The following is a 13,690-nucleotide window of genomic DNA, read 5'->3' on the forward strand; positions in this document are numbered from 1 at the left end:
TATGAGAACTTTAATTACAGTTTTCATCAGATAAAACATTAAATAAAAACAAATGATTTTACCAATTGTAGGATATGGTGACCCTGTTTTAAGAAAAGTAGGTGTGGCAGTAACGCCAGATTATCCAAACTTAAAAGAGACAATAGCAAACATGTACGAAACCATGTATAATGCTTACGGTGTTGGACTTGCTGCACCGCAGGTAGGTTTACCGATTCGTATATTTGTTATCGATACAACTCCTTTTAGTGAGGATGACGATTTACCATCAGATGAACAGAAAGATTTAAAAGGTTTCAAAAGAACTTTTATCAATGCTAAAATCGTTAAAGAGGAAGGTGAAGAGTGGAGTTTTAATGAAGGATGTTTAAGTATCCCTGACGTTCGTGAGGATGTTTATAGAAAACCAACTGTTACGATTGAATATTGTGAGGAAGATTTTGTGATGAAAACAGAGGTTTTTGACGGTTTGATTGCTCGAGTTATTCAACACGAGTATGACCATATCGAAGGAGTTTTGTTTACAGACAAAATATCTTCATTGAAAAAGCGTTTGATTCAAAAGAAATTAAAAAATATTACTGAAGGCAAAACTTTTCAAGAGTACAGAATGAAATTCGCAGCCGCTAAAAAAGGAAGATAAGTGTTCTAAAATTTAGGACATAAAAAAAATACAATAAAATTCTTAATACTAATTTTAATAAACATGAATTTAGACAAAATTTTAGCCATTTCTGGAAAACCAGGATTATATGTATTGAAAGTACAGACTCGTACAGGTTTTGTGGCAGAATCATTATTAGATGGAAAAAAAATTACAGTAAACTTAAAAAGTAATGTAAGTTTACTATCAGAAATTTCAATTTATACATACGAAGGAGAAAAACCATTAACTGAAGTAATGCAAAAAATTGCAGCTAAAGAAAACAAAGGACAGGCTATTTCTCACAAAGAAGATAACGCAACATTAAGTGCTTATTTTAAAGAAATTTTACCTGAGTACGACGAAGAGAGAGTTTATCCATCAGATATTAAAAAAGTATTAAACTGGTATAACACGCTTCAGGCTAAAGGTCTGGTTACAGATTTAGCTCCAGCTCCAGCTGAAACTCCAGAAGAAGCTCCTGCTGTAGAAGAAAAGCCAAAAAAAGCTCCTGCTGCCAAAAAAGCAAAAGCTAAAAAAGAAGAATAATAATTTTTCTGAATTCAAATATATTAATCCTGTTAAGATCGTTTTCTTGACAGGATTTTTTACTTTTACATACTCGGCAGTAGAACCAAAAAAACTTCAAAAAATGAGTAAAGAACTTCAATTAAAGGCTTTCGAAAGATTATTAATTATAATGGATGAACTTCGCGAGCAATGTCCATGGGATAAAAAACAAACCCTGCAGACACTAAGGCATCTTACAATTGAAGAAACCTATGAATTAGGTGATGCAATTTTAGACAATGATTTAAACGAAGTAAAAAAAGAGCTTGGAGATTTGTTACTGCACATTGTTTTTTATGCTAAAATTGGCTCAGAAACAAATGATTTTGATATTGCTGACGTTTGTAACGAAATCTGCGACAAACTGATTCACCGTCATCCTCATATATATAGTGATACAGTTGTAAAAGACGAAGAAGAAGTAAAGCAGAACTGGGAAAAACTTAAGCTTAAAGAAGGTAAAAAATCTGTTTTAGAAGGTGTTCCCAAAAGTCTGCCGGCATTAGTAAAAGCAAGCCGTATTCAGGATAAAGTAAAAGGTGTTGGATTTGACTGGGAAGAACCGCATCAGGTTTGGGATAAAGTTCAGGAGGAACTGGAAGAATTACAAGTTGAAGTCACTGCTGGCGATCAGGATAAAATCGAAGCCGAGTTTGGAGATGTCCTTTTCTCAATGATAAATTATGCCCGATTTTTAAATGTTAATCCCGAAGATGCCTTAGAACGCACAAATAAAAAATTTATTAAACGTTTTCAGTATTTAGAAAGTAAAGCTTCTGAACTAGGAAAACCTTTAATGGATATGACTTTGGCCGAGATGGACGTTTTTTGGAATGAAGCTAAAAAGCAATAAGTTATTCGGCTAATTTTTTTAATGCTTTTATATTTTTCAGCATTATTTTTTTACCAACCAATTCAATTAATTCCAGTTTATTAAAATCCGATAATAATCGGATACAGCTTTCCGTTGCAGTACCTATTATTCCGGCAAGTTCCTCTCTGGTAAGTTGAACTTTCAGAGTTTTATCTGTGTTTTCGCCAAATTCATCATGAAGCTGGAGTAAAGTTTCTGCTAAACGCTGTTTTACCGTTTTTTGAACTAAAGCAATTTTGTCGTTATCAGATTCCTTCAAATCTTCGCAAACAGACTGCATTAAGTTTAGAGAAAACTGATTGTTGTTATTAAAGAAGTGAATAATTTCAGTTTTTGGAATAAAACAAACTTCCATATCGGCAACTGCTTTTGCAGATAAATTGGCAGGTTCGTTGCTAATCATAGAACGCTGTCCTAAAAGCTCGCCTGATTTTACCAGTTTTACAATTTGATCTTTTCCATTCGCACTTAATTTAGAAAGTTTTCCAATACCGTCTTTTACACAAAAAACACCATTAGTAACTTCACCTTCCTCAAAAATAGCTTCGCCTTTTTTAATAGTATAAGTCGTTTTGCTATTAGCCAATTTTATAACTTCATCTTTATTGAGAGCTTTTAGAGAAGTAAGCTGCCTTACAATACATTGATCACACTTATTCATAGCAAAAAAATTTACTGCAAAATTAACCAATATTGCTGTTCGATGGTGCTTTTATGGTATAAAAAAGTGAATAAAATATGAATTCTTAAACTATAACGTTTTATTTCGCTAATTTAGAATTCGATTTCATGATAATATGATAAATGTCATAGTTATAATCGCTCCTTATTTGGAATATTTGTCTAATTAAAAAAACAAATTATGAATGAGCAGAGTTGTTTTCATTGCGGGCTTGAAATACCTAAAAATGAAGAAATCAATTTTGATGACAAAAAGTTTTGCTGTGCTGGTTGTAAAACAGTTTACGAAATTTTTAGTCTAAATGATTTAACCTCTTATTATGAATTTGAAAAATCTCCTGGCGCCACTCCACAAGATATTAAAGGAAAATACGATTTTTTAGATAACGAATCTATTTTGACAAAAGTTCTTGAATTTCAAGAAGGAAATACCGCAATAGTTTCACTCAATATCCCTCATATTCATTGTAGTTCCTGCATTTGGATACTCGAAAATCTTAATCGCTTACAACCCGGAATCAGTACATCTCAGGTTAATTTTCCAGAGAAAAAAGTTAGAATTACTTTTAATTCTGAAACTGTTTCACTCAAATCAATTGTCTATCTGTTAAGCTCAATTGGTTATGAACCTTATATTAGTTTAGAAAATTACGAAACAGGTAAAAACAAAGTAGACAGAAGTTTAACTTATAAACTTGGTGTTGCATTTTTTTGTTTCGGTAATATTATGCTGTTATCCTTTCCGGAGTATTTCGAGATGAAAGAATTTTGGTTAGATAGCTATAAACCGTTTTTTAGAGTTTTAATCTTTCTTTTAGCTTTGCCAAGTTTTTTATATTCGGCAAGCGGTTATTATGTTTCTGCATATCATAGTATTAAAACCAAAATGCTGAATATTGATATTCCTATTGCTTTGGGAATCATCGTAATGTTTATTCGCAGTACGTACGATATGGTTATGGATCATGGACCTGGTTTTTTTGACAGCTTGGCCAGTTTGGTTTTCTTCATGCTGCTTGGAAAAATGTTCCAAATTAAAACCTATAGTTTTTTAAGTTTCGAAAGAGATTTTAAATCCTATTTTCCAATTGCGGTAACCAGAATCAATTCAGATGCCTCTGAAGAAAGTGTCCCGATTTATGATGTTTTAAAAGGAAACCGTCTTTTGATTAGAAATCAGGAATTGATTCCTGTTGATGGAATCCTCATTAGCGAAAAAGCAGATATTGATTATAGTTTTGTAACTGGAGAATCAGTTCCTATTACCAAAAAATCAGGAGATAAAGTTTTCGCCGGCGGAAAACAGATTGGTAAAGTAATAGAAATGGAAGTATTGCACTCTGTTTCGCAAAGTTACTTAACACAATTGTGGAGTAATGAGGTTTTTCAGAAAAAAGTACAGCAAAAACACAAAACCATAACAGATGCAATAAGCAGGTATTTCACCCCAATTTTACTGTTGATCGCATTTGCGGGTTTTGGTTATTGGATATTTATCGATGCTAATACTGCTTTTAATGTTTTTACAGCAGTTTTAATTGTGGCTTGTCCTTGTGCGCTGGCTCTTACGGCACCTTTTACTTTTGGGAATATTCTTCGAATCATGGGGAAACAAAAAATGTATCTCAAAAATGCTTTAGTCATCGAGCAGCTGGCTAAAGTGGATACGATAGTATTTGATAAAACCGGAACAATTACAACTAATAAAAAATCAAATATTACATATCAGGGAATTAATCTTTCTGATGAAAATTTTACACTGATTAAAAATGTACTTAGGGGGTCCAATCATCCCTTAAGCCGAATGCTGTATGACTTTTTACCGGAATACAAAAGAATCAAAATTGATGATTTTCAAGAAATTACCGGAAAAGGAATTCTGGCAGCCATTGACAATAAAGAAATAAAAATAGGATCTTCTGTATTTGTAGAAAGTCCTGTTCTAGATTCATCTGAGATAGAACGAACAGCGCTTCATATAAAAATAGATAATTTGTATTATGGAAAATTTGTGTTTCAAAATCAATATCGGGAAGGCCTGGAAAAATTATTTGAAACACTAAGTAAAGACTACAATATCAAGGTTCTATCTGGAGATAATGACGGTGAGCGAGGTACTCTTGAAGATATTTTGCCTAAAAATACAGAGCTGGTTTTCAATCAAAAACCCGAGCAGAAATTGGAGTTTATTAAAAAACTGCAGGAAAGAGGAAAAAATGTCATGATGGTAGGAGATGGATTAAATGATGCCGGAGCACTGGCGCAAAGTAATGTGGGTATTTCGGTTTCTGAAAATGTAAATGTTTTTTCTCCAGCTTGTGATGCAATTTTAGATGCAGGTGAATTTTCAAGGCTAAATTACTTTCTAAAACTATCTCATAAATCTATTTTAATCATTAAAATGAGTTTTGCTTTGTCATTGCTCTATAATGTTATAGGTCTTGCTTTTGCAGTAACAGGAAATCTGCTTCCTTTAGTGGCGGCAATCATAATGCCATTGAGTACAATTACTATTGTAAGTTTTGTAACAATAATGGCTAACTATTTCAGTAAGAGTAATTTAAAATGAATTTAAATAATTGTAAGAATATTTTTTATAATTTTAACATTATTCTTCAATTATGATAATTATCATGTTTTAAACGCCAATGACCTAGTAATTTTGTTAACATAAATTTACGGTATGAGTGTTATTTATCTTTTAATTTCAGTAAGTATTTTCGTGGCAGTCTGTTTTTTTATTGCCTTTATTATCGCTGTCAAATCGGGTCAGTATGATGATGATTATACACCTTCAGTCAGAATGCTTTTTGACGATGAAACAAAAATTACTTCCCAAAATAATAATTCACCAATAGAAGAAAAACAAGTATAAATTATGGAAATGGAACAGTTTTATTACGACAACAAAATTGTAAAAAAATTCATTTACGCCACTATTCTTTTTGGAGTAGTGGGTATGTTAGTGGGGCTGACCTTAGCGGTCATGTACCTTTTTCCCAATATCACAGATGGGATTTCATGGCTTAGTTATGGTCGATTAAGACCTTTACACACAAATGCCGTTATTTTTGCCTTTGTTGGGAATGCATTTTTTGCAGGGATGTATTATTCAATGCAAAGGCTGCTAAAAGCCAGGATGTTTAGCGATTTTTTAAGCAACCTGCATTTTTGGGGCTGGCAGTTAATTATTGTGGCCGCCGCAATCACATTACCATTAGGATATACTTCTTCAAAAGAATACGCTGAACTAGAATGGCCTATCGATATTGCAATCGCATTAATTTGGGTTGTAATGGGAATTAATATGATTGGTACTATGCTTCGCCGAAGAGAGCGTCATTTATATGTAGCAATTTGGTTTTACCTGGCTACATTTGTGACTGTTGCGGTACTGCATATCTTTAATAACATCGAGATTCCGGTTTCTGCATTAAAAAGTTATTCTGTCTATGCTGGTGTTCAGGATGCTTTGGTACAATGGTGGTATGGACACAATGCAGTTGCATTTTTCTTAACAACACCATTTTTGGGATTGATGTATTACTTTGTTCCTAAAATTGCCAATCGTCCAATTTACTCTTATAGATTATCTATTATTCACTTTTGGTCTTTAATTTTTATTTATATCTGGGCAGGACCTCACCACTTATTATATTCTGCTTTACCTAACTGGGCCCAAAACTTAGGTGTTGCATTTTCAGTAATGCTTATTGCTCCATCTTGGGGAGGTATGATCAACGGATTATTAACACTAAGAGGTGCGTGGGATAAAGTTCGTGAAGAACCGGTTTTAAAATTCTTTGTTGTAGCAATTACGGGTTATGGAATGGCAACTTTTGAAGGACCAATGTTATCTCTTAAAAATGTAAATGCTATTGCGCATTATACAGACTGGATCGTTGCTCACGTACACGTTGGTGCATTAGCCTGGAACGGATTTATGTCGTTTGCAATTATTTACTGGCTGATTCCACGAATGACAAAAACAGCATTGTTTTCAAAAAAATTAGCAAACTTTCATTTCTGGATTGGTACTTTAGGAATTATCGTATATACAATCCCTTTATATGTTGCTGGTTTTCAACAAGCTTCAATGTGGAAACAATTTAATCCAGATGGAACTTTAACTTACGGAAACTTTCTTGAAACAGTAACTGCAATTATGCCAATGTATTGGATGAGAGCTATTGGAGGTAGTTTGTATCTAATAGGAATGTTGACCTTAGTTTATAACATCATCATGACAGTTAGGGCTGGTGAAACGATTGAAGATGAATTAGCTCAGGCTCCTGCTTTACAAAAAATCAGCAGCAGCAGACTTAGCGGAGAAAAATTCCACTCATGGTTAGAAAGAAAACCAATTCAGCTAACTATTTTGGCTACAATTGCAATTTTAATTGGAGGTATTATTCAGATTGTGCCAACAATTATGGTAAAATCAAATATTCCAACTATTTCAAGTGTTAAGCCTTACACACCATTAGAACTTGAAGGACGTGACTTATATATCAGAGAAGGCTGTGTAGGTTGTCACTCACAATCAGTTCGTCCGTTTAGAAGTGAAGTTGAACGCTATGGAGTTCAGTCAAAAGCAGGAGAGTTTGTATATGATCATCCATTCTTATGGGGATCAAAACGTACCGGTCCGGATTTATTGAGAGTAGGTGGTAAGTACAATGATAACTGGCACTTTAACCATATGTGGAATCCGCAAAGTACTTCTGCAGGATCAATTATGCCAGGTTACAAATGGTTATTTGATAATGAACCTTTGGATATTTCCTTGACTCAGAAGAAAATGAAAGCCATGATTTCACTTGGAGTTCCTTATACAGAAGAAGATGTTGCAAATGCACAAAGAACATTAAGAGATCAGGCAGTTAAAATAGAAAAAAGTTTAGAAAGCGATCCAGACTTTGTGAAAAGTTACGAAGACAGCAAGAAAAAAGCTGCGGCAAAAGGGGAAAAATTTATTCCTATGAACGAAAGAGAAATTGTTGCTTTGATTGCTTATATACAAAGACTTGGTACTGATATTAAAGTAAAAGAAACTTCTAAATAACAGCATTATGTTTGAACAAATAAAACACAATATGGAAACGATATCGGGTGTAGAAATTTACCCGATACTTTCCCTCTTGATTTTCTTTTTCTTTTTCGTAGGATTAGGCATTTGGGTGTTTTCTTATAAAAAAGATAAAATTCAGGAAATGAGTAATATACCTTTAGAAGAAGGGCAAGTTGTAATCTCAAAAGATAGATAAAAAAATGAAAAAGTTTTTCCCAGTATATGTTAGAGTGCCGTTGATTTTCTTCATCGTATTCGCTTTGATGGAATTTTTTATAGACTCAGGTGATAAACCGGCATTTATAAAGTACCCAATGGTGTCTGTCTTTTTATTTGTATTTCTATTTATTTTGATTGCAATCGAAATTACGCTTAGTGCTGTAAATCGAGTTATGTATCAATTAATGTCTCCGGAAGAAAAGGCAAAATTAGAATATGAAAACAGTTTAAGTTTACAAGAAAGCACTTGGTTCAAAGAACTAATGCACAAGCTGACTAAAACTGAACCAATGTCAAAAGAAGCAGATTTATTGATGGATCATGATTATGACGGCATTAAAGAGCTTGATAATAATTTACCGCCATGGTGGGTTTATTTATTCTATATCTGTATCATTTTTGGTGTTATCTATGTAGTTCGTTATGACGTATTAGGAGCAGATGATCAGGAAATGGAACTTAAAAAAGAAATGGCTCAGGCTAAAATTGATGTTGAAGAGTATCTAAAGACAGCACCGGATTTAATGGATGAAAAGACTGTTGTTTTACTTACAGATGAACCAAGTTTAGCAGCGGGAAAAGAAATCTTTACAACCAATTGTGCAGCATGCCACCGTGCTGATGGAGGAGGGCAGATTGGACCAAATTTAACAGATGATCGCTGGATTTTAGGAGGTGGAATTAAAAACCTATTCCATACTATTACAAACGGAGGTCGTGACGGTAAAGGGATGATTGCCTGGAAAGGAACCTTGAAACCAAAAGAAATTCAAAAAGTAGCGAGTTACATTTTATCGCTGCAGGGATCAAATCCAAAAGATCCAAAAGAAGCAGAAGGAGAAGTTTGGGCAGATGATAGTGCTCCTAAAACAGAAACTGCTGCAAATGCACAAAAAGATACCACAGAAGTTAAAAAATAAATAAAATATCATGTCAAATTTACCAGACGAAGCTTTTAGAGATACCATTGGAACTATAGATGAAGGTGGTAAACGAAAATTTATTTTTCCTAAAAAACCGTCTGGTAAATTTTATGATTACAGGAAAATTGTCAGTTATGTTTTATTGGCAATTTTAATTATAAATCCGTTTATAAAAGTAAACGGAAACCAATTTATGATGTTCAATATTATGGAACGTCGTTTTAATATTTTCGGATTCCCTTTTTGGCCTCAGGATTTTTACCTTTTTGTGATTTCAATGCTCGTTGGTGTTGTCTTCATAATTTTATTTACAGTTGTTTTTGGAAGAATATTTTGTGGATGGATTTGTCCCCAGACCATTTTTTTAGAAATGGTTTTCCGCCGAATTGAATATTGGATTGACGGAGACCGCGGTTCACAGTCACGTTTGGCAAGGCAGGAATGGAATGCCGAAAAAATTAGAAAGAGAGTCATTAAATGGACAATTTTCTTTATTATATCTTTTGTTATTGCCAATGTTTTTCTGGCTTATTTGGTTGGCAGTGATGCCTTATTGTTAATGATTGAGCAAGGACCAATTCAGCAGGCAAGTAATTTTATTGCACTTCTTATTTTTACCGGAGTTTTTTATTTTGTTTTTGTTTGGTTTCGTGAACAGGTTTGTATTATTGCCTGCCCTTACGGAAGATTACAAGGTGTATTATTAGATAATAAATCTATAAACGTTGCGTATGATTTTGTGAGAGGTGAAAAAGAAAACGGACGCGCAAAATTTAATAAAAAAGAAGACAGAGCCTTAACAGGAAAAGGAGATTGTATTGATTGCCTTCAGTGTGTTCACGTATGTCCAATGGGAATTGACATTAGAAACGGAACGCAGTTAGAATGTACAAACTGTACCGCTTGTATAGATGAATGTGATCATATAATGGAGAGCGTTGGATTGCCAAAAGGACTTATTCGTTATGCTTCTGAAGATGAAATTGCTAAAAAAGAACCTTTTAAGTTTACTGCAAGAATGAAAGGCTATACGGCAGTTTTGTTTGTATTATTGAGTATTTTTGTTGGAATGTTGTTTTTAAGAACTGATCTTCAGGCAGTTGTTTTGCGTTTGCCTGGACAGCTTTTTCAACATAAAGGAGATAAAATCAGTAATGTTTATACTTATAAAATTGTCAACAAGACAATGAAAGATTATAATGATATCCATTTTGAATTAATAGATCAAAAAGGTGAAATTAGAAATGTTGGAAAACAGCATTTTAAGGTAGTTAAAGAAGGAATTTCGCAAGGAACACTATTTATCGAAATAGATGAAATTTTGCTGGAAAGTGATAAAACTAATGTAAAAATTGGGGTTTATAACGGTAAAGAACTTCTCGAAACTACTACTACAAATTTCTTAGGACCACGAAGTTTTAATTAAAAGTATATTATCATGAAAATTAATTGGGGAACCGGAATTGTCATTGCATTTGCATTGTTTATGACATTTATTTTATATTTTGTTTTTGAAGTACAATCAAATAGTAAATACGATAATGATTTGGTTGTAGAAGAATATTACAAACACGATACCCATTTTCAGGAGGAAATGGCACGAATTCAAAATGCACACGATTTACAGCATAAACCTTTAATAAAATTTGGCGAGGAAGGAGTAAAAGTTACTTTTCCTGCCACTTTTGAAAGTGAAAAAATTAAAGGAAATATTTTATTATACCGACCTTCAAATAAAAAATTTGATTTTAATACTCAAATTGCCTTAACAAATTCTTCTATAGTTATTCCACATAATAAATTAATAAAAGGACGTTGGGATGTCAATATGGAATGGCAGTATGAAGGTAAAAAGTACCTGACAAAAGAGGTTATTTACGTAAATTAATTTAACAGTTTTATTGTCCAGATAGTTACTGTGTCAAGAGTAATTCAATTGGCAGTAGAAAAAAACAATTAAGATGTTATTTTCAGCATTTATATTAGGTTTAATCAGCAGTTTGCATTGTGTCGGCATGTGTGGTCCAATTGCAATGATGCTGCCTGTAGATCATCAAAATGAAGCTAAAAAAGTAACACAGATTATTACTTATCATTTAGGAAGATTAACCGCTTACTCAAGCATTGGTTTAATTTTCGGATTGTTAGGCAGAGGTTTTTTCTTAGCAGGAATGCAGCAAAAAATGTCTATTTTTATTGGTATTGCTATGATTTTGATCGTACTGATACCAGAAAGAGTATTTGCTAAATACAATTTTTCAAAACCGGTTTATAAGATTATCTCAAATATTAAATCAAGTCTGGGAAGTCAGTTTAAAAAGAAAAGCTATAAATCTCTCTTTACAATTGGGCTTTTAAACGGATTTTTGCCCTGCGGAATGGTTTATGTCGCATTATTTGGGGCTATTGCAATGCAGAGTGCCGGATTTGGGGTTTTGTATATGTTACTTTATGGATTAGGTACGATTCCTTTGATGACAGTTGTGATATACATCAATTCATTACTAAAATTGCCTTTTAGAAATAAAATTCAAAAAGCTATTCCGTATGTTGCAATAATAATTGGGATATTATTTATTTTAAGAGGATTAGGATTAGGAATTCCCTATTTATCTCCTTCAAATATGAGTTTATTTGTTCAGGGAACTCCTAACTGCCATTAGACAGTCATCGAAAACAAGTTGGTTTCCGGTGATTTTCTTTTTAAATGCAAATCAAAAGCCATACATATATTACGTACAAATGGTCTTCCGGCTTCTGTAATTTTGATTTTATCTTCTTCAATTACAATCAACTCATCATTCTCTATTTCTTTTAATGACATTAAAACATGTGGTAGTTCTTTAAAATATAAAGAATCCTCATTCCAGGAAGTTTCAAGTTCGCAGGTAAGATTTAAAATGTGTTTTCTAATAATAAGATCTTCATCATTTAAAATGTGCCCTTTTATTATAGGCAGCTGATCTAATTCTAAAATTTGATAGTAATCTTCCAGTGTTTTTGTATTTTGAGCAAAACTATACCAGCTGTCGCTGATAGAGGAAACGCCCAAGCCAATCATAAGCTGTGTTTTTGAAGCGCTGTAGCCCATAAAATTTCTATGCATTTTTTTGTTGTGCGCGGCATGAAATAAGCTGTCTGAAGATAGAGCAAAATGATCCATCCCAATTTCATGATATCCATTAGAGGAAAGTAATTGTTTGCCCACTTCATAAAGTTTTCTTTTTTCAGAATCTTTAGGAAGGTTTTCGTCATTAAAACCGCGCTGGCCATTTCCTTTAATCCATGGCACGTGAGCATAGCTGTAAAAAGCCAATCTGTCTGGTTTTAATGAATTTGTTTTCTCAACGGTATCAATTACATCTTCTACGGTTTGAAAAGGCAGTCCAAAGATAATATCGTGTCCGATTGATTTATAGCCAATCTCTTTTGCCCAAAAAGTTACTTTTGCGACATTATGAAACGGTTGAATACGATTTATTGCTTTTTGAACTTTTTCGGCATAATCCTGAACCCCAAAACTTACTCGGTTAAAACCTAAATCGTACAGCTTTTTTAGTTGTTCATAAGTTGTATTGTTAGGGTGGCCTTCAAAACTAAATTCATGATTTTCGGCTTTATCTGCCAGACTAAAAATGCCGTTAATAAGCTGTTCTAAATTATTTGTAGAAAAAAAAGTGGGAGTTCCTCCACCTAAATGTATTTCTTTTATAATTGGTTTTTGTGGAAGTAAATCGCAATATAGACTCCATTCTTTTAAAACGGCCTGAATGTATTTTCCCTCGACAGAATGATTTTTTGTGATTCGCTTATTACAGCCGCAAAAAGTACACATGCTTTCGCAAAAGGGTAAATGAATATACAAACTAATTCCATTTTGAGAATTACTTTCTGAAAAAGATTTTTGAAAAGATGATTTCCATTCTTCTACTGTAAAAGCAGCGTCATTCCAATAAGGCACTGTAGGATAGCTAGTATATCTTGGACCTGGTACATTGTACTTTTGGGTTAATGAAATTCTCATAAAGACGGATTTAGTTTTCATCAAAATTAGTATTTCCAATCTAGGCATAAAATGACAAATATCATGTAGAGAAAAAAAAGAGACTCATAAAGAGCCTCTTTTTACTGAATTAAATAACTAACATTATATAGAATCCTGAATGATTTTAAGCCATTTTTTCGCAAACATATGATCCTGATAAGCGCTTATTTGTTTAATACGGTCATCATCGAAATCATAGAATGGAATTGTAATTTTTTTAGAGGTTTCTTTTTCCTGAAATTCATAATCAATCTTTACAATTGTATCCGAATTTCCTTCTGTAGTTAAAACTAATTTACATGACGAAACACTTTTCAAATCTACATAGGTTGATTCCTGTTGATTTGGATTGAAGTTCATTAAAATAAACTTTCTGTTTTTTTGATCGATTGTAAGGGTTTTGTTGCTTTGAGATTCGGTTAAATCAAATTCCTGCGGATTGGCTGGATTGAATTTCTTCTTGATATTTAAAATTTTTGTTTTGTTCGCTGCGCTCGATCGTGCTGAAAAATAAATTGGAACGGCCACTATGACCGCAATCACAATGCCAATTATGGTTACACTTGTTTCCATTTTTTTGATTTTAAGTTTGGTGAAATAATATGAAACGATAAACAGTTTTCTAATTGAAAACGGCTTAATTACTTTTGAAGAATTCCTTCTT

General features: G+C 33.0%; 14 protein-coding genes. 11 read left to right on the plus strand and 3 right to left on the minus strand.

Annotation, left to right across the window (positions count from 1 at the left end; genetic code table 11):
• Positions 1-52 precede the first annotated feature (52 nt).
• The 3 genes from def to mazG all read left to right on the plus strand — a co-directional run bounded on the left by def (position 53) and on the right by mazG (position 2,066).
• The gene (gene def / locus BKM63_RS13610) at positions 53-643 is read left to right on the plus strand and encodes a peptide deformylase (RefSeq protein ID WP_071637114.1); all 591 of its coding nucleotides are present in this window, start codon (positions 53-55) and stop codon (positions 641-643) included.
• Positions 644-706: 63 nt separating this feature from the next.
• Complete coding sequence (locus BKM63_RS13615; RefSeq protein WP_071637115.1) at positions 707-1,192, plus strand: DUF5606 family protein; 486 nt, start codon at positions 707-709, stop codon at positions 1,190-1,192.
• A gap of 103 nt (positions 1,193-1,295) precedes the next feature.
• Positions 1,296-2,066: a nucleoside triphosphate pyrophosphohydrolase gene (gene mazG / locus BKM63_RS13620; protein WP_071637369.1), complete on the plus strand. Its 771-nt coding sequence runs from the start codon at positions 1,296-1,298 to the stop codon at positions 2,064-2,066.
• 1 nt (position 2,067) lies between these two features.
• Here mazG and BKM63_RS13625 read toward each other — a convergent pair whose 3' ends face one another.
• Positions 2,068-2,748, minus strand: a complete 681-nt coding sequence (locus BKM63_RS13625; protein WP_071637370.1) for a Crp/Fnr family transcriptional regulator — start codon at positions 2,746-2,748, stop codon at positions 2,068-2,070.
• 201 nt (positions 2,749-2,949) lie between these two features.
• Between BKM63_RS13625 and BKM63_RS13630 the strand changes: the two genes are divergently transcribed.
• The 8 genes from BKM63_RS13630 (at position 2,950) to BKM63_RS13665 (ending at position 11,644) form a co-directional block, all read left to right on the plus strand.
• Complete coding sequence (locus BKM63_RS13630) at positions 2,950-5,337, plus strand: heavy metal translocating P-type ATPase (protein ID WP_071637116.1); 2,388 nt, start codon at positions 2,950-2,952, stop codon at positions 5,335-5,337.
• 114 nt (positions 5,338-5,451) lie between these two features.
• Entirely contained in the window at positions 5,452-5,643 is a 192-nt protein-coding gene (gene ccoS, locus BKM63_RS13635) for a cbb3-type cytochrome oxidase assembly protein CcoS (protein WP_071637117.1), read from the plus strand.
• 3 nt (positions 5,644-5,646) lie between these two features.
• Entirely contained in the window at positions 5,647-7,833 is a 2,187-nt protein-coding gene (gene ccoN / locus BKM63_RS13640) for a cytochrome-c oxidase, cbb3-type subunit I (protein ID WP_071637118.1), read from the plus strand.
• A gap of 7 nt (positions 7,834-7,840) precedes the next feature.
• Positions 7,841-8,035 carry a CcoQ/FixQ family Cbb3-type cytochrome c oxidase assembly chaperone gene (locus BKM63_RS13645; protein ID WP_071637119.1) on the plus strand — a complete coding sequence of 65 codons (195 nt, stop codon included), beginning with the start codon at positions 7,841-7,843 and terminating at the stop codon, positions 8,033-8,035.
• 4 nt (positions 8,036-8,039) lie between these two features.
• The gene (locus tag BKM63_RS13650; RefSeq protein ID WP_071637120.1) at positions 8,040-8,978 is read left to right on the plus strand and encodes a cbb3-type cytochrome c oxidase N-terminal domain-containing protein; all 939 of its coding nucleotides are present in this window, start codon (positions 8,040-8,042) and stop codon (positions 8,976-8,978) included.
• Positions 8,979-8,988: 10 nt separating this feature from the next.
• Positions 8,989-10,407 carry a cytochrome c oxidase accessory protein CcoG gene (gene ccoG, locus BKM63_RS13655; protein ID WP_071637121.1) on the plus strand — a complete coding sequence of 473 codons (1,419 nt, stop codon included), beginning with the start codon at positions 8,989-8,991 and terminating at the stop codon, positions 10,405-10,407.
• Between the two features lie 12 nt (positions 10,408-10,419).
• Positions 10,420-10,869 (plus strand): FixH family protein, encoded by a 450-nt coding sequence (locus BKM63_RS13660; protein ID WP_071637122.1) that lies wholly within the window; start codon positions 10,420-10,422, stop codon positions 10,867-10,869.
• A gap of 73 nt (positions 10,870-10,942) precedes the next feature.
• The gene (locus tag BKM63_RS13665) at positions 10,943-11,644 is read left to right on the plus strand and encodes a sulfite exporter TauE/SafE family protein (protein WP_071637123.1); all 702 of its coding nucleotides are present in this window, start codon (positions 10,943-10,945) and stop codon (positions 11,642-11,644) included.
• Here the strand turns inward: BKM63_RS13665 and hemN are convergent.
• Complete coding sequence (gene hemN / locus BKM63_RS13670; RefSeq protein ID WP_071637124.1) at positions 11,641-13,005, minus strand: oxygen-independent coproporphyrinogen III oxidase; 1,365 nt, start codon at positions 13,003-13,005, stop codon at positions 11,641-11,643. The genes BKM63_RS13665 and hemN overlap by 4 nt on opposite strands.
• Before the next feature lie 123 nt (positions 13,006-13,128).
• On the minus strand, positions 13,129-13,599 hold the full coding sequence (locus tag BKM63_RS13675) for a hypothetical protein (protein WP_071637125.1): 471 nt from the start codon (positions 13,597-13,599) through the stop codon (positions 13,129-13,131).
• Positions 13,600-13,690 lie beyond the last annotated feature (91 nt).

The sequence above is a fragment of the Flavobacterium johnsoniae genome, assembly GCF_001879205.1.
GTDB classification, from domain to species: domain Bacteria; phylum Bacteroidota; class Bacteroidia; order Flavobacteriales; family Flavobacteriaceae; genus Flavobacterium; species Flavobacterium johnsoniae_A.